Annotated in this window: 18 protein-coding genes and 1 pseudogene; 3 read left to right on the forward strand and 16 right to left on the reverse strand. The window is 37.1% G+C overall.

Going from position 1 to position 16,172, the window contains the following annotated elements:
- The 7 genes from ACIROD_RS08875 to ACIROD_RS08905 all read right to left on the reverse strand — a co-directional run bounded on the left by ACIROD_RS08875 (position 1) and on the right by ACIROD_RS08905 (position 7,019).
- Positions 1–990, reverse strand: a complete 990-nt coding sequence (locus ACIROD_RS08875; protein ID WP_402939697.1) for an ABC transporter substrate-binding protein — start codon at positions 988–990, stop codon at positions 1–3.
- Between the two features lie 55 nt (positions 991–1,045).
- Entirely contained in the window at positions 1,046–1,846 is an 801-nt protein-coding gene (locus ACIROD_RS08880; protein WP_402939700.1) for an ABC transporter ATP-binding protein, read from the reverse strand.
- A 462-nt stretch (positions 1,847–2,308) separates the two neighbouring features.
- Positions 2,309–3,580: an MFS transporter gene (locus ACIROD_RS08885; RefSeq protein WP_402939703.1), complete on the reverse strand. Its 1,272-nt coding sequence runs from the start codon at positions 3,578–3,580 to the stop codon at positions 2,309–2,311.
- A gap of 252 nt (positions 3,581–3,832) precedes the next feature.
- Positions 3,833–4,648 (reverse strand): STAS domain-containing protein, encoded by an 816-nt coding sequence (locus tag ACIROD_RS08890; protein ID WP_402939706.1) that lies wholly within the window; start codon positions 4,646–4,648, stop codon positions 3,833–3,835.
- A 161-nt stretch (positions 4,649–4,809) separates the two neighbouring features.
- Entirely contained in the window at positions 4,810–5,529 is a 720-nt protein-coding gene (locus ACIROD_RS08895) for an alanyl-tRNA editing protein (protein ID WP_402939709.1), read from the reverse strand.
- Positions 5,498–6,574 carry a threonine aldolase family protein gene (locus ACIROD_RS08900; protein WP_101223302.1) on the reverse strand — a complete coding sequence of 359 codons (1,077 nt, stop codon included), beginning with the start codon at positions 6,572–6,574 and terminating at the stop codon, positions 5,498–5,500. Before ACIROD_RS08900 ends, ACIROD_RS08895 begins: the two co-directional genes overlap by 32 nt.
- Before the next feature lies 1 nt (position 6,575).
- Complete coding sequence (locus ACIROD_RS08905) at positions 6,576–7,019, reverse strand: MarR family winged helix-turn-helix transcriptional regulator (RefSeq protein WP_230178107.1); 444 nt, start codon at positions 7,017–7,019, stop codon at positions 6,576–6,578.
- A 373-nt stretch (positions 7,020–7,392) separates the two neighbouring features.
- Between ACIROD_RS08905 and ACIROD_RS08910 the strand changes: the two genes are divergently transcribed.
- A complete protein-coding gene (locus ACIROD_RS08910) occupies positions 7,393–7,608 on the forward strand; it encodes a hypothetical protein (RefSeq protein WP_101223304.1) in 216 nt (71 codons plus the stop codon).
- A 287-nt stretch (positions 7,609–7,895) separates the two neighbouring features.
- Here ACIROD_RS08910 and ACIROD_RS08915 read toward each other — a convergent pair whose 3' ends face one another.
- From ACIROD_RS08915 to azlC, 7 genes are all read right to left on the reverse strand, one after another.
- Positions 7,896–8,720, reverse strand: a complete 825-nt coding sequence (locus tag ACIROD_RS08915) for a class I SAM-dependent methyltransferase (protein WP_402939714.1) — start codon at positions 8,718–8,720, stop codon at positions 7,896–7,898.
- Between the two features lie 106 nt (positions 8,721–8,826).
- On the reverse strand, positions 8,827–9,534 hold the full coding sequence (locus ACIROD_RS08920) for a DNA alkylation repair protein (protein WP_402939717.1): 708 nt from the start codon (positions 9,532–9,534) through the stop codon (positions 8,827–8,829).
- Between the two features lie 271 nt (positions 9,535–9,805).
- On the reverse strand, positions 9,806–10,219 hold the full coding sequence (locus ACIROD_RS08925) for a YbaN family protein (RefSeq protein ID WP_402939720.1): 414 nt from the start codon (positions 10,217–10,219) through the stop codon (positions 9,806–9,808).
- A 347-nt stretch (positions 10,220–10,566) separates the two neighbouring features.
- Positions 10,567–10,995 (reverse strand): hypothetical protein, encoded by a 429-nt coding sequence (locus ACIROD_RS08930; protein ID WP_402939723.1) that lies wholly within the window; start codon positions 10,993–10,995, stop codon positions 10,567–10,569.
- Positions 10,970–11,428, reverse strand: coding sequence for a PaaI family thioesterase (locus ACIROD_RS08935; protein ID WP_402939726.1), 459 nt, complete (start codon positions 11,426–11,428; stop codon positions 10,970–10,972). The genes ACIROD_RS08930 and ACIROD_RS08935 overlap by 26 nt, the downstream gene beginning before the upstream one ends.
- Before the next feature lie 65 nt (positions 11,429–11,493).
- Positions 11,494–11,826: a branched-chain amino acid transporter permease gene (locus ACIROD_RS08940; RefSeq protein ID WP_137020649.1), complete on the reverse strand. Its 333-nt coding sequence runs from the start codon at positions 11,824–11,826 to the stop codon at positions 11,494–11,496.
- Positions 11,823–12,578 carry an azaleucine resistance protein AzlC gene (azlC, locus tag ACIROD_RS08945; RefSeq protein WP_230178092.1) on the reverse strand — a complete coding sequence of 252 codons (756 nt, stop codon included), beginning with the start codon at positions 12,576–12,578 and terminating at the stop codon, positions 11,823–11,825. The genes ACIROD_RS08940 and azlC overlap by 4 nt, the downstream gene beginning before the upstream one ends.
- 184 nt (positions 12,579–12,762) lie before the next feature.
- On the opposite strand from azlC, the gene ACIROD_RS08950 reads away from it, so the two are divergent.
- Complete coding sequence (locus tag ACIROD_RS08950) at positions 12,763–14,151, forward strand: aminotransferase-like domain-containing protein (RefSeq protein ID WP_402939730.1); 1,389 nt, start codon at positions 12,763–12,765, stop codon at positions 14,149–14,151.
- A gap of 100 nt (positions 14,152–14,251) precedes the next feature.
- On the opposite strand, the pseudogene ACIROD_RS08955 reads toward ACIROD_RS08950, so the two are convergent.
- Positions 14,252–14,359 (reverse strand): annotated as a pseudogene (locus tag ACIROD_RS08955) (YjcZ family sporulation protein); the annotation flags it as partial.
- 305 nt (positions 14,360–14,664) lie between these two features.
- Between ACIROD_RS08955 and ACIROD_RS08960 the strand changes: the two are divergent.
- Positions 14,665–15,135 carry a hypothetical protein gene (locus ACIROD_RS08960; RefSeq protein ID WP_402939733.1) on the forward strand — a complete coding sequence of 157 codons (471 nt, stop codon included), beginning with the start codon at positions 14,665–14,667 and terminating at the stop codon, positions 15,133–15,135.
- 315 nt (positions 15,136–15,450) lie between these two features.
- On the opposite strand, the gene ACIROD_RS08965 is transcribed toward ACIROD_RS08960, so the two are convergent.
- Complete coding sequence (locus ACIROD_RS08965; RefSeq protein WP_402939736.1) at positions 15,451–16,128, reverse strand: MBL fold metallo-hydrolase; 678 nt, start codon at positions 16,126–16,128, stop codon at positions 15,451–15,453.
- Positions 16,129–16,172 lie beyond the last annotated feature (44 nt).

Here is a 16,172-nt window from a genome sequence, read left to right on the forward strand (position 1 = left end):
TTATTCTTCCACCAATGCGTTTTCAATTTGATCTACGAGTACTTTTGCAGATAGCGGGCCCCCGAATAACCAAGTATCTTCCCCTAATGAATACGTACGATCTTCTTTAACGAACGCTATGTTTTTCCAAACGTCATTATCCTTTAATTGGTTTTCAAATATATTATCATTATCTTGAACGACATAAATGAAGTTGGCTTCTTCTAAGGCAGGAAGTGCCTCCACATTGACTGTAGAGAAACCATATACTTCAAAGTTTTCATTTTGATAAGCGTTTTGTAACCCTACCTTCTCCAAAATAACTGATGCCATTGAGTTTGGTGTAAATACCCGAAGAACAGGTACTTGATTCGAGCTATAAGCCTGAGTTAACACAAATTGATTTGTTTTTAATTTTTCTGCTTGGATTTTCTCTTTTGTTTCTTTATATTTTTCATTTAATTCATTTAAAATGATATCAGCTTGATCTTCCTTTTGAACTGCTTTTGCAATTGTTTTGAAGGTTGTTACCATTTCATCGTATTGGCTAATGGATTCATCTTGTGGATAAGGTTCAAAGAATATAGTAGGGGCAATTGATTCCAACTCTTTTTTAATTCCCTCATGACGAAACTTTGTTGTAATAATTAGATCCGGTTCCAACTGAGCGATAGCCTCAAGATTCGGTTCTTGTCTGGTGCCCACATCTGTTACATCAGTTGATAGCTCTTCATCGATTTGTACCCATTTGTTATACCCTTCTATATCTGTAACACCAACAGGCTGTATATCAAGAGCTAACAAGTCTTCTACGTATGTCCATTCTAAAACAACAATTTTTTTCGGTTTTGCGTGTAGTTCCGTGTTTCCTAATACATGCTTAATCGTTACTGGTTCATTTTCATTGGATGTTTGCCCATCAGGAGTTGTCCCATCCATTTGTGATTGGTTACAAGCTGCCAAGATAGTTGCAAATGTTACTAACAACAGCACCCTGAGTAATTTCTTCATAATTCATTCCCCCGATTTTTTCAAGAATAGTAGATACCCAATAATGAATAGCATATTACTTCCCATCACTTACTTTTCTCCCTTTGCCATATGGAATGCATAAAGGGGTCCCAAACAATGGATCGACAGTAATCTCACATTCTATTTGAAAAACCGAACGAACCATATCGGCATTTACAATATCTTCTGGTTTTCCTTGAGCAAAAACGTTTCGGTTATGAATCGCTACAATATGTTGAGCATATCGACAGGCTAGATTTAAATCATGAAGAACCATCACGATAGTACGCTGTTCTTTCTCGTTTAATTCAAACAGCAAATCAAGTATTTCGATTTGATGGGTCATGTCTAAATACGTGGTTGGCTCGTCTAAAAGAATGATGTCTGTTTCTTGCGCAAGTGTCATGGCAATCCAGGCTCTTTGTCGTTGTCCCCCGGATAGGGAGTCAACCGAACGATCTGCTAAAGATTTCATTCCTGTAGCTTCCAATGCTTTATTCACTATAATTTCATCTTCTTCCGACCATTGCTTCAGCCAATTATGATAAGGGTATCTCCCTTGCTTTACCAATTGAGTGACAGAAAGTCCTTCCGGAGCAATTGGTCCCTGTGGAAGAATAGCCAAATGTTTGGCAATTTCTTTTGTCGGCCATTTTTCAATATCTTTCCCATCGAGAATAACAGAACCTTCCTTAGGGCGTAATAGACGTGCTAAAGAACGAAGCAAGGTTGATTTACCACAACCATTACTACCTATAAAAACCGTGATTTCCCCATTTGGAATTTGTAAATTTAGTTGGTCAATAATTATTGTTTCTCCATAGGCTAACGTTAATGATCTTGCTTCCAAATGCATGTTATCACTCCTAGTATGGCTTCCGAACTTAATATAATAAATAAAAAAGGAACTCGAATGGTCCTTTTAACAACCTGTCATTACCCATTTTTTCAAGTTGTTATATGTTATGAAGGAGAGTCCTTCATTGCATGGTGACTTGTCCTAATATATGAAAATAAGCACGGCAGCATAGCAACTAGAATCGCTTTCAAGCCTTTTATATGAATTGAAAAACGGGTTTATATGCAATACGGATATACAGTGAAGGTGAATTCCAAAATTGAACGATTGAAGTCGATACTGAAGAAAATAAGGGGGCAAGTATTACACGGTGGTTGGGGTACCACAAATGTTGCTATATGAGGAAGGATTATGCCACGTTTGTTGCATAAGAAAAGGAGCTGCAGATCAGCTCCTGGCAATGAAGTATAGCACTTGTTAGATCAACAAAAAAACTGATTTCGTAGAGAAATCAGTTTTTTATTTTTTACTTCCCCGAGACCAGATTACCACTGGAATCAATAATAAAGATAATGAACCTCCAATAAATGATAATGTTGTATAACTTGAACCGGCCACAATCATTCCTGATAAGGCACCGCCAGAAGCTCCTGATAAGGCTATTAAAACATCCACTGTACCTTGAGTTTTAGCCCGGTTTGAAGTGTCAGTTGAATCAACAATAAGAGCAGTCCCGCTTATTAAACCAAAATTCCATCCTAATCCAAGTAAACAAAGGGCAATAACTAGGAGAATCATAGAATCGCCTGGTGCAATCGCTGATATTAAACCTGCCAGAAGCAGCGTAGCTCCAGAGGCAATAGCCATGGCAGTACGGCCAAACTTATCAACAAGGACACCTGTAACCAGTGAAGGAAGATACATTGCAGCTACATGAAAACCAATAACGAGACCTATTTCACCCAAGTTATGTCCATGATGTCTCATATGAACTGGTGTCATTGTCATAATAGCCACCATTACAATTTGAGTAAGAACCATAATTGTCGCACCAACCATAATACCTCTTTTGTTTTCTATTCGTTCAGTATCAATCGAATACTCAATTCGATTACTTTCCTGGTTGGACGCTTCCATTGTTCTTGCTACAACTAATGGGTCTGGGCGAAGCATAATGAAAAGTACAAGACCTGCTAAGATAAATGCTGCTGCTGATAAAATGAAAGGACCAGCTAGTGATGGAACGCCAATGGAAAGAGCAAAATCCCCCATTACATTCACTAAATTCGGACCTGCAACTGCACCAAATGTTGTAAACACCATAGTAATACTAATAGCAGTAGCGCGTTGTTTATTGTTTGCCAAGTCCGTACCAGCGTAACGAGCTTGTAAATTTGTCGCTGTTCCTGCACCATAAATAAGAAGGGAAGCAAATAAAAGGAAAACGCTATTTATTATAGCTGCGATTATGACCCCTAGCGCTCCAAGTCCCCCTATCATGAAACCAGCTGTTAGACCTGTACGACGACCGTAACGTTGAGAAAGTCTACCTACGATTAAAGCAGCCCCTGCAGACCCTAAAGTAAATAAACCAGAAGGAAGTCCAGCAAATGCATCTGTGCCAAGCATTTGTTGTGCAAGAAGTGCCCCCACCGTAATTCCAGCCGCTAACCCAGCACCGCCAAAAATTTGTGAAATACTTACAATAATTAATGTGCGTTTGTATAACATCTTTTGTTTTTCTTGAGAATCTACATAACTCTGGTTCTTTTGAAAAGCTTTACTGGACATTTGTTAAGACCTCATTTATAATTCTGTAATTTCTTCCAATCATGTACACCTTCCTCTAAACGAAATGCATTAACACCTTCGGATCTTAGAAGTTCAACAGCCTCCACTGACATTAAACAGTAACAACACGACAATAAGAAATCGCTTGTTGAACTGACCTGCCCCGTTAGACTAAGAAGAAACTCAACATAATTGTTTTAACCGATCCATTGTATAAAAAAATCCAGCAGATATATTGCTGGTATAATAGTTTTATTTAATGCTTTCTAATGCTTGCTTAACGTTTGCGAAAGAAGTAATTTCCGACATATTAATTCCGCTTTTTACAACGGTTTTGGCTAATTCAGGGCGTAGCCCTGTTGTAAGGGTTTGTATTCCTAGCAAATCAAGCATTTGTCCTATTTGATGAAGATGACGTGCAATATCTGTATCTATTTTCAATATGCCTGAGAAGTCAACAATCACATAGTTTAACCGTAGTTCAGAAATTTTTGGTACGACTTTTTCCATAATGTAATTCGCCCTATATGAATCTATAATACCAATCAATGGGAGTACCGCAATACCATCTTTAATCATTACAATGGGTGCTGAAAGCTCATCCAGTTCTCTTTGCGTTTTCTCCTTATATTCGTCGGAAAGGCGTTCGAAAGCAAAAATGGTTTCATTAAGGCTTATGTCCAACATATTGTTTATCCTCTTAATAATGAAGGAATGATCTTTTAATGAAAGCTGAAACTCTAAGCTGATTTTCGTAATAATGTCGGTAAAAATGTCCCTCGTTGGCGGATAACGAACAATTATCTCTGAAATTGCCCCTTCGGGAGATACCTGTCCAGCTGCGTTCTTATTACTCCATTCAATGAGTGTCTGTGGCACTCCCTCATCCATGACCAAAAGTGATTCACCTAAAAAATTTATAAATTCCATATACATTTTTATTGCTTGCTCTTTTTCCCACAGTGGAATATCTAATTCCATACTATGCAGAACACCTTCAACAATTTCTTCAGCTATAGATTCTGCATTATCGGTTAGGTGGTTTGAAACATTCAAAACCCAGGTCATATTAGTCCAACACCTTCTTTAAGCGAATAAACTCTTGTAGTAATAATAATCATTTACATCATTGATAGTCAATTGAATTAAAAAACACGGTCGATGTTTCCGACTTAGCTTAATACCAAATTACAAGGACGTATCTCTGCCATTTATATTCCTCATTAAATTTAATCCAATAGTTGAATTTTGATCCTTTTTTTCGTCGGACCTTTTTGTTGAATTTTCATAATGGAAAAGTCTTTAATTTCATTAGTGTTGTTGACGTGGGTTCCGCCACATGCTTGCTCATCAATATCATTTATTTGAACGATTCGAATTTCGTTAATAGAAGCTGGAAGTAAATTAATGACCGTTTTAATAACCCCTTCTTTTTGCTCTGCTTCAGCTCTGCTAATTGTATTCGTGTCAACATTATGGGGTTGGGCCAGTACCTTCTTTATCGTTTGTTCTAATTGATCGAATGGTATTTCTTGTATTATTTCAGGAGAAAAAGACAGCTCTAATCTCGCATGTTCTTTTTCAATTTGACTGCTTGTAGCTAAAGCATTGTAATGTTCATATAAATAACCTGAAATGACATGCAATAATGTGTGATACTGCATATTCTGATACCGCCAAGACCAGTCAATCTGCATTTCTACTGTTTGATCAATGTCCTGTAATGGACGTTCTAGTTCATGAGTAATTTCACCATCTACTTTTTTTACTGCTAATACATTATAGCTTTCATCACCTTGTTTAATGATCCCCCGGTCACAAGGCTGCCCACCGCCGCCAGGATAAAAAATGGTTTGATTGAACACAACAAATCGGTCTTGTATGGAAACAATATTTGCCGAACATTCTTTTAGATAACTATTCTCTACATATAACTCTATCGTGGCCATTTTTTTCTCCTTTAATTGCGTTAATATCCTCTACGAGCATATCAACATGTTCTTTTTTCGTAGCCCAACTGGTACAAAATCTCACAGCACTGTGTGTAGCATCGACTTTTTCCCAGAAGGAGAATGAATACTTTTTGCCTAATTCCAAAATTACATCTTCGGGCAAGATGGGAAACTGCTGATTTGATGTGGAGTCATATCGTAATGAAAATCCATTTTCAACAAATGCTTCTCGAATCATCATTGACATTTCCACGGCATGATTAGAAACTTCATAATATAAGCCATCTTCAAATAGGGTTTCAAACTGGATCCCCAAAAGTCTCCCTTTAGCCAGCATCCCTCCCTTTTGCTTGATGAAATAGCGGAAATCCTTTTTCAGGGCATCATTCATGATGACTGCCGCTTCACCAAACATTGCACCAACTTTCGTTCCCCCTATATAGAACACATCACATAGCCTGGCAACATCCGCCAAGGTTAAATCGCTGTCTTTCGAAGCCAAGCCATACCCTAATCTAGCTCCATCCAATACCAATGGCAAACCACATTCCCGGCAAACTTCACTCAATGCTTCCAATTCGGCTTTACTATAAGTCGTTCCATTTTCTGTAGGGTTAGAAATGTAAACCAAGCCTGGCTGTACCATATGCTCATGAGTAACATCATTCCAGTGAGCATCATATAATTCTTTCACCTGTCCAGCTTGAATTTTTCCATCATCACTCGGCAGAGTAAGCACTTTATGACCAGTGGCTTCAATCGCCCCTGTTTCATGTACCGCGATATGACCGGTAATTGCAGAAACTGCACCTTGATGCGGCCGCAAAATTGAAGCGATAATAGTTGTATTCGTTTGTGTTCCTCCTACTAAAAAGTGTATATCTGCATTTGCAGCATCACACTCTTTTCGAATGTAGGCTCTCGCTTTTTCACAGTGTTCATCCACTCCATATCCAGGTGTTTGTTCTTCATTGGTTTCTATTAACCTTTTCAGAATTCGCTTATGAGCACCTTCTGTATAATCATTTTCAAAACGTATCATCCTATAATCTCCCCAAACTATCCAATTTCTTCTGAATGAACATCATAGAAGCATGGATTTCTTTTATTTCGTTTTCTGATAATCCTTGGAATAACCTCACTAATTGTTCATCAGATCTTTCATTAAGCTGGTCAAAAAGAGTCAACCCTTCAGGAGTCAACCGAATTAGACTAGTTCTGTTGTCCAAGGCCGAATTTTCCTTCATAACCAGTCCATCTTTGCTTAACTTATTAATTATTCTGCTCATATAGCTGCGATCAATTTCCAGTTTATCAACTAAATTGTTCGCTATACACTGCTCCATCAAACCGATTTCTAAAATTACCCGTGCCTCAGTGAAAGAATATCCGGTATCCAAAATATGCTTATCCAATACACCAAGTATATTCGTATAAAATCTATTGAATTGCCGGATATCTGCAATGGTATTTTTATTTATATTCATTATAGACTTCCTTTTTAGTGGACTTTATCCACTAATACTTTATTGTGATTTGTGGACTTTGTCAACATTTTTTATAAATCTTTGAATGATTAATAGATACCCCTAGTTTAACCAATTTCAAAAAATTCACTTTTCCTGATTTAGTTTATATTCTTTAGGCTGATTGTTTCTTCTCGAGGAAGTTACAATACTTTAATTAGAAACACTTGTGCAATTTCCAACTTAAACTCCCCTCCCTCCATTGTTGAAGAAGGACATCCTTTGACCCATAACTTTTATCTATAAAATTAGAGATTATCGAACACGGGATGAGTTAAGGTGCATAAAATGGAATTGTGATATTTAACTATATTTTTTGAAAGGATGTAATATTGTGTATCCTTCTTACACTAACCCACACCAGCTCAAACAAGAGACATTGTCACAGGTTGGCCCTTGGGTACAGTATGGTTTAAACGAAGCTCAAAAAACATCTGTCCCTCATGCAATGATGGAAATTGCAGCTATTGCCTATCTGATGGGTAAAGGATATGATCCAAGGTTGGCGCATCAAATAGTCGAATCATGGGAAGTTAATGAAATGTTTTAACTGCTGTAGCTTTGAAATAAATCTAAATGTCCTCTTTAACGAGCGTAAATAAAAAAATCCATTTTGAGAAAGATGATCAAAATGGATTTTCTTGTGATTCAGTATTCAGTTTGATTATTTGAAGATATGCTTTTTGGTACTTCAACAAACGAGGTCAAAATCAGAGCTGCCTAATTGTTTTCCTTTTTGCTTAAGCTGAAAAAGGAGAAAAAACATCAAATTTGATTAATTCAACTAAAAGGTACTATAGCTTTAATGAGCTGTGACGGTCGCAAATTAGTAACCCATTACTTTGCACAAACAATGAAACCATTTAATGAATTCTCCTTTTCATTCGAATTGTTCATCAGTTCATAATAACCAGTTATCAACGTTTGCATCATGTAAGGAACTTTAATAAATTGTGCACGGATACTATTTGCATAACTTTTTTCCCATTGACCGTCTTGTAAAAATGCTGCATCTACGGTAAGTTGTTTTATCACTTCAAAATTTGCCTGCTGGAGTAGCTGGTGAATTTGAGTTTTATGAAACAAGTTTTGGATATTTCCTTCATTCTTTACGAAGTTTGAGTACAATGCCAAAATGGAAACTGCACAAAAATGGGGACGTTGAGAAATGCAGGTAAAATCGAGGTCCCATTCTGCAAAACATATATGTTCTGCCAATTTACGAATTTTTTTAAAGTATTTCAATAAATCTTCGGGTTGCTTGAAATACCATGAACAATGGGATAATACCGCCACATCAAATGGTATAGGTGATTCAAAAAAATTAAAATTCATTTCAAAATGGAAGTCAATATGCTCTCCTAATGAAGATTCCTTAATACGTTCTGCTGCTTGACCTAATGTTAACGGTGCGCCGTAATCAGGACTAGCAATATCTATTGCGACAACAGATCCGCTTTCCCCTACTGCGTCTGCTATAGCAACGGTTGTATCCCCTTGACCACAACCTATTTCCAATACACGCATTCCTTTATGAATCCCAAATGCCGATACTAATTCCAAACGGTGCTGCAACTGAACTTGTTGTATCAAATCATCTTCAAATAATTGATATTCCGATAAAAAAGATCTTGTTTTTTCGTTCAGTTGAAATGACTTCAAGTATAATTCACCCCACATTTATTGTGTATTGGTTCATCAACAAAGAAAAAGGCTGCCTAAGCAACCTCCTTTATTGAAATTACACTTCAATTTTGCAAAACCAATTTTAACATCTTACATGCTTGCGCTTAAAACCAAGCTTTCCTTTACCGACTTCCTTTTGAATACTTTCGTAAGCATTTAGAAAGCTGCTTTTTTTCTTGTCCCGTTTGACTTCTACGATTCCTATTGCCTTTGCGGTCTCGACTGCCTTTTCATGGAGCGGCAAATATGAAATCCCCACGGTGTATAGAAAATTATTCATAGCGGATTTCGTTCGTTCTGGCGAATCGTGAATCGTATTTTTCACAAGGTCAAGCATATCGGAAATTTTGCTTTCTGAAAATTCAACGTCTTTTCGATTTCCTAAAAGCCAACAATAGCAACTCCAGCCCGCTGACATTCTCAGCTCTTCACCGCTTGCAATCCATTTATCGGAAACTTCTTGTGCAATATCTGACTCTGATAAAGTTACAGCCACTACATAATCGGACAGCATATAAAAATACGCAGCATCCATCCAGCGATCATAATCAGACTCAGTCATGGCTTTTGGGTCTGCAATTATGCCTGCAAAGTACATGGCATCATAGTTACCTGTCGAATAAAGCTCTTCAGCTAAACGCTGATTTATTTTTATTTTCCTTACAATTGGTTTCATGGCGCCTGTAGCCACGCCAAAAAGCGGCTCATGCGCCCCATTGGATATGTACATTTTTTTAGTTCGTTCCTTGCCAAGGGCTTCAAGCTCCTGCATGACCATTTCTAAATTCATCGTTTAGCACTTCCTTTTTTATGGAGTTTTCCCTAATATTTTGCCCATCAATATATATCACCATTATCCTATAACAGACTGCCATTTGTCAGCACCGTCTAAGCACATGAGTGTTACGCAGGAATGCATGTTGGCACTTTGTTAACTTATGGCAAGAATCAATGCCTTCTGTTACATTTGCTTGGGATCAGGGGATTTCCCCTTTGTTTTTATTTAGCTATACTGCCCCTTTAGCTCCATAAAAAAAGAGCTGCCGAAGCAACTCCGTTAATTAAGGTTCAAAAAGCTTTTTTTCCGTACTTTTTCGGTCAATTGTCTTAATTTTTTTAATGAAATAATAATGTTTGTAGAGGGCTAGCACGACCAATAAGATTTTCACTAATAGGATGTCCACATAAAATACAGAAATTACGATGAAGAAATCGGCAATTATATTGATTCTGATTTTCTCTCTTCGGGTCATACCTTTTTTTTGCAGGAATGCTTCAACGTATTTTTCATATAATGAGGTGCTCTTGAACCAGTTTTCAATCGACTTGGAACTTTTAGCAAAGCAAAAAGCAGCAAATAAGTAAAATGGACCGCCCGGCAGAACTGGTAACACAGTTCCTGCAATACCAATCAAAAGAGATATGGATCCAAGAAGAAAAAATAGGATACTTTTTACTTTTTTAATTGTAATCACCTTTTTATTTATATTCTATTCCGTTATTACATAAAGAGGAAGTCTAATTGATTAGTATCTTCCCTTTACCTTCTTGAACTAACCTGACCCCGTTAGTTTCATATGAAACAGGATGCCGCAGCAACCTTTCTTAGTGAAGTGAAGCACCTGTTAGTTGAACAATTATCATCCTATTTTTTACCACAATTCTATCGAACTGCGATACAATAACTTTTTCTTTATTATTTTTTAGATGGAGTATCATTTTCACATAACTAAACCTATATAGATGACAGATCTGATTTACTGCTCTTGCATCTATTACTTCTATATAACGTTTGATGGAGTGTCAAAAAACCCCCTGCCAATCACATAGGAATGTACCCTTTTGTTAGATATACAAATATCATAACAGGAATAAAACTAAAGACCATAAATAAATTGCTAAAGGCTATTAATCTATTGTTTGAAAATGAACCTAATATTACTCCAATTGGGTTAAGAACAAATGTTAGCATCCCGTAAGATACTTCAATTTTAAAGACCAAATAAGGAATCCAAGAAACAATTCCACAGAGTAAAAGCGTAACAGATAGCCAGAGGTATATCTTTGTTTTTGGATTGTCTTGACTCATATTCCAACGCCTTTCAAAAATCAATACCCCAATCTTAACATAGTTTCCAAATAAAGTTACCGGATTTCCCTGCCCCTTTACCTCAATTTGAAAAAGCTGTCTTAAAGACAGCTCTGCTCGTAAACTATTAAACTGATTAATCTTGTTCATCATCAAGTTCAATAAAATAATGGTCCTTACGGTATGACACTGCCTCCATGGTCGCGATCAGGTTTTGCTCATGCAAGACGTCTATTCGATAAAATCCTGTCCGATAGTTTCGTTTGACTTCAGTTGCACGGGCTACTACATTGTCTCCGGGTTTAGCTGATTCAATAAACTGGATGGTTGTCGAAAGTCCTAATGATGTTTTTCCATAGGCATTACAGGCTGCGGAAAAAGCATGATCTGCTACAGCATAAATAACTGCCCCGTGAACAGTTCCATATGCATTTACCATAGTGCTTTGCACTTCTAACGTTGCTTCTGCAAAACCTGCCTCGAATTTTGTTAACTGAATGCCTAACGACTTTGCATACGGATCGTTTTTCACTTGCTCATGAATTTGTTCATAGTGTTTTTCATAAATTTGATATTCATCAATTTGCTTCTTCACCATTACCTGCCCCTTCCAATACCATATAATTGTGACATGAATTGGTTGAGCTGATTATTATCAATTTAAAAAACCAATTGAACCAGCATCATGTAGACAATCGTTCCCCCCGCTATGGAGAGGAGCATCATTTTCTTCCAAAGGTGAAGCAGGGCAACTACAGCCACCCCAATAAATTCAGGGATGCCGTGACTTCCGGATTGTAAGCTCACATCCTTTAAACAATAAATGACCAAAAGCCCAATTACTGCAGATGGCAGCATTTTACCAAGATACTGTACATACTTCGGTGTAGGTTTACCTGATGGGAAAACGATAAAGGGAAGAAATCTTGTAAGCATTGTGCCTAAAACAACCATCGCGATTGTAATGATTTGCTGCGTTAAAGTCATTGTCATATGGTTCTCACCTCAACTTTCTCTAACGGCTTTCTAAGTAAGGTGAGTACCCCCAAAATGGCAAACATGGCAGGGATGATGAAATTGCTTCCGCCAAAAATAATAAGGCAGACAGCTGACAGCCCAAGCCCAGCGAGAGCACTATGATGTTTTTTCTCTTTCATCCATTGTTCAATGAAAATCACTACAAAGAGAGCCGTCATAACAAAATCGAGTCCTTCTGTGTTGAATTTGACAAAAGAGCCAAAAATACCGCCAATCGTTGATCCTATCACCCAATAGCAATGATTGAGCATTGTCACGAAAAACATAAACCAGCCCTTGTCTACATTCTTCGGAACATCAACGGTACAATTGATGGAAAAAGACTCATCGCAAAGCCCAAAAATCAGATACAGCTTTTTCTTACCGGTCCCCCTATACTTATCCAGCATTGATATGCCATAAAACAAATGCCGTGCATTCACCATTAATGTTAGAAAAAGGGCGTTAATCGGATTGAACGCGACAAGCAATAAATTGGCTGCAATAAACTCCATCGATCCTGCAAATATTGTTAGACTCATCAATATCGGGTAAATCGCACTGAACCCTAATGAATTCATAAAGATTCCATAAGCGATGCCTAGAAATAAAAAGCCTGCCAAAATGGGCACTGTGTACGGAAAAGCCGCACGAAATGCAGTTAGCATTTGAGTTCTTTTTTTCATATAATTCACATCCTGATGACTAAATTTATTTAAACTTAACATACAAAATCCGTACAAAAAACAAGTTAATTGTATGGATTACAATTAAAATAAAATTCGCACATTTCATAAAACGGGCGGACTGATAGGCTTATCACCTTGTATTCGTTTAAAGCCAGCTCAAATCCATTAGAGTTCCATACAAAAAATGTTATGATTGTATGGAATATGATAGTAGAGGTGAACTATGCCCGTAAATTCATTTGACAATTATCCAATGTCTTGGAAACCTGATAAGAAAGCATTAAAGCGTCCTTTTTATAAATCTCTTGCTTCATTACTTGAACAAGATATAACAAATGGTTTTATAGCGCCTGGAACCAAGTTGCCCCCACAACGAGAATTGGCGGATTTTCTAGACTTAAACTTCACCACGATTACTCGTTCCTACAAAATATGTGAAGTAAAGGGATTGATATATGCTGTTACGGGAAGCGGAACCTTTGTGGCTCCTAATGCCACTCGTTCCATAACCATTTCCGCGGATAAAGCGGCAAACAGCATTGATCTTGGTTTTGTGGCATCTTTTGAGCAAACCAATGATATTGTTTCAGAAACTTTACAAAAAACTGTGAACAAAAGTTATTTGGAGCATCTGCTGAATTACAACGACCCGACTGGTATTCCACATCAAAAAACAGCTGCTCTAAACTGGATGGAATCTTTCGGCATTCACGCGGATCAAGAGCATATTGCAATCGTTTCCGGTGCCCAAAATGCATTGGCCATAGCCTTGGCAGCTTTGTTTGAGCCTGGTAATAGAATTGCAACCGACTTATACACATATTCAAACTTTATCGAGCTGGCAAAGATGTTTCATATTAAGTTAGTGCCCATTCCCGGAGACCATTATGGAATGCTGCCAGATGAACTTGAAAAGCAGTGTTCTCAAACAAATATTGACGGCATTTTCCTGATGCCCTCTTGCAACAATCCAACTACAGTCATGATGTCAGATTTTCGAAAGCAGGAATTAGCTGCGATCATCCGTAAGCATCGTTTAATTTTGATTGAGGATGATATTCATGCATTTCTGACTGCGGGCATTATCTCCGACTACCGGCAGCCGATGTTCCACTTGCTTCCGGAACAGAGCGTTTATATTTGCGGCACCTCTAAGTCAATATGTTCTGGATTAAGAGTTGCCTATATGGTTTATGGGGAGGCCTTTCGCGAGAAAATTGCCCAAGCCATTTTCAACATTAATGTAAAGACCTCTTCTTTTGATGCAGAGGTTATCACAGAGTTAATCCTATCAGGAAAGGCTCATGAAATTGTTTCCCAAAAGAAACAGCTTGCACAAACTGCAAATGATATTTATTCGGAATATTTTCCTTTAAGAATGGATGTTGGACATCCTCTCAGTCTTTATCGTTGGCTTCCAATTAAAGGACATAACGATGCGTTACAGCTGGAAACGGATTTGAAAAGGCGCGGTATTCGGGTATTCCATTCCAATCGTTTTCAAAGCGGGCAGACCACCCCTGATATGTATTTGCGTATTGCACTTTCTTCCACAAACTCATTCGATGAGTTAAAAATAGGATTAGAAATATTAAAGCAGTATCTAGGCTGATTCAAAAATTGATGATACTTAGATTAAATATAAAAAGCCTGACCAAATAGGGTCAGGCTTTTTTATACTTTTTTAGCAGAAGCCGCCCTTTCCCGCCTTAAAAACAACTACACCCAACAATGATTAAGAGTATAAACAAAACGACTATAAAAGCGAAACCTCCACCAAATCCAAAACCGCGGTCAAAATCATGTTCACAACCTGACATATAGAAACATCTCCTTTTTTTTAAGGAGGAATAAATGGGTAATATCATCTTATGCTCTAATCAGGAAGATGACACCAATAGTCTCCATCTCTGTTCAGAGGATAAAATGTTGGATTTATATGTATTTTCTCATATAGGCCAAAGGTACATATTCAGTTGACATCTAGGAATAAGTTATCCATGTTTAACCTTTGCATTATTATTTGAACTGGACAACATTAATAAACATATGATGGAAAACACAATTTCATTAATTTCAATCCTAAATTATAACGATAAAATGTACTGAAAGAGGAGATGTTTTTTTGTATCCGAATGATTATTATTATCGAGTAAACAACTGGGAACCTATTTTATATGTGTTACATCAAAGTTTATATGCTGAAGAAATGGTATGTGCCATGAGCAGTGAGCTTTTCCATATACCCGAAACCAAAGATTTAAAAGGAAGTCGCGAGATGCATAACCATCTAATCCCTGCTTCATATCACCGTGTAACCGCAGTGGGGTCAGCCCAAAGACTAAAAAATGGCGAGCAACAGCAAACCATTGTAGAAACAATGACAGCTTGTATAATAAACGCTGAAACCCAAGATAAAAAAGTACATGAAGGATTAAAAGTAATGGAGGAAAACGCAGGACCTGAATATATAGCCTTTATTAAAGTGATTATCAAATGGCAAGAACAAGCGGAATCCTATTTAAATCAAGCAAAAGAAGCTTTACGAACTATGGGGGTTTCATTTCCTATTGGAAGTGAACAGCAGAATTATTAATATATTATGATTCTACAAAAATCTTCAAACTAGCAAACAATATAGATTCCAAAGGATATATTCCCCCACCTTTGCTTGACCGAACTGTAAAAAGTTCGGTTTTTTCTGTATAAATGGGTAGTACCAGCGAAGCTGTCACCGCCCGCAATGAAGAAATGTCAAGATTACAATAAGTTATTTAATTTTAAAACTTCAACACATATACCCCCTTCCTGGTTTAGATGGGGGTTTCATTTCTAGCCCTTAACTATCCTGCCCCTTTAGCTCATAAGAAAAGGCTGCCTAAAGACAGCCCCAATCTTAAGCAAAACCCAATTATAAAGTGAATGTCCCACCATGATAACAATAGTAATTTACAGCTTCAAGATCTTTAATCTTTCTTAAGGACTGTTCTGCTTCCTCGACATTTAAACAAAAGTGCGGATTAGCAATGACCAATTCATGATTCTCTTTAACAGCTGCGTCACCTGCTATTACACTTTTTAAACTTGGAAAATATAATGAAATATGCCCTGAAGTATGACCTGGTGTTGCTACTACCCTGCATTCGTTATCTAAAATCAAATCACCATCATGTACCTTTTCATCAATTGAAACATGCTTCAAATTCTTTAATTGTTGTATAAACCATTTACCGAACTCGATTTCTTGATTTGGCATATTTCTCAGCATTTCTTCGGCTTGAACCAATCTCTCTGACTTCATTTCACCACTAATTAATTTTGATTCAATTTCACTGGCTATAATGTTAATCAAAGGATACTTTTCCTTGAAATCATATAAGGAGCCAATATCATAATGAGTAATGATTATATTCTTTAAATTCTTCATTTCATAACCATTTTTTATAATTTCATTTTCAATTAAAGGTAAAAAATTTGGATACCCTGTATCGACCAAAGTTAGTTCGTTCTTCAAAATAATCAAGCTAGGATTAATGTGATTTTTTTGCCCATTAAATACAAATTCAATTGGCAGTTCTATTATCTTCATTTTTCCTCCTCCTCACCTATTAAAGAGGTAATAGTAGCTCTCGT

It is taken from the genome of Peribacillus sp. NPDC101481 (assembly GCF_044767165.1).
Lineage (GTDB): Bacteria > Bacillota > Bacilli > Bacillales > DSM-1321 > Peribacillus.

Excerpts from the sequence above, each read along its gene's own strand:
- ACIROD_RS08875 (WP_402939697.1), bottom strand. The coding sequence starts at position 990 with ATGAAGAAATTACTCAGGGTGCTGTTGTTAGTAACATTTGCAACTATC.
- ACIROD_RS08880 (WP_402939700.1), bottom strand. The coding sequence starts at position 1,846 with ATGCATTTGGAAGCAAGATCATTAACGTTAGCCTATGGAGAAACAATA.
- ACIROD_RS08885 (WP_402939703.1), bottom strand. The coding sequence starts at position 3,580 with ATGTCCAGTAAAGCTTTTCAAAAGAACCAGAGTTATGTAGATTCTCAA.
- ACIROD_RS08890 (WP_402939706.1), bottom strand. The coding sequence starts at position 4,648 with ATGACCTGGGTTTTGAATGTTTCAAACCACCTAACCGATAATGCAGAA.
- ACIROD_RS08895 (WP_402939709.1), bottom strand. The coding sequence starts at position 5,529 with ATGGCCACGATAGAGTTATATGTAGAGAATAGTTATCTAAAAGAATGT.
- ACIROD_RS08900 (WP_101223302.1), bottom strand. The coding sequence starts at position 6,574 with ATGATACGTTTTGAAAATGATTATACAGAAGGTGCTCATAAGCGAATT.
- ACIROD_RS08905 (WP_230178107.1), bottom strand. The coding sequence starts at position 7,019 with ATGAATATAAATAAAAATACCATTGCAGATATCCGGCAATTCAATAGA.
- ACIROD_RS08920 (WP_402939717.1), bottom strand. The coding sequence starts at position 9,534 with ATGAATTTAGAAATGGTCATGCAGGAGCTTGAAGCCCTTGGCAAGGAA.
- ACIROD_RS08940 (WP_137020649.1), bottom strand. The coding sequence starts at position 11,826 with ATGACAATGACTTTAACGCAGCAAATCATTACAATCGCGATGGTTGTT.
- azlC (WP_230178092.1), bottom strand. The coding sequence starts at position 12,578 with ATGTTAAGTTTAAATAAATTTAGTCATCAGGATGTGAATTATATGAAA.
- ACIROD_RS08950 (WP_402939730.1), top strand. The coding sequence starts at position 12,763 with ATGCCCGTAAATTCATTTGACAATTATCCAATGTCTTGGAAACCTGAT.
- ACIROD_RS08965 (WP_402939736.1), bottom strand. The coding sequence starts at position 16,128 with ATGAAGATAATAGAACTGCCAATTGAATTTGTATTTAATGGGCAAAAA.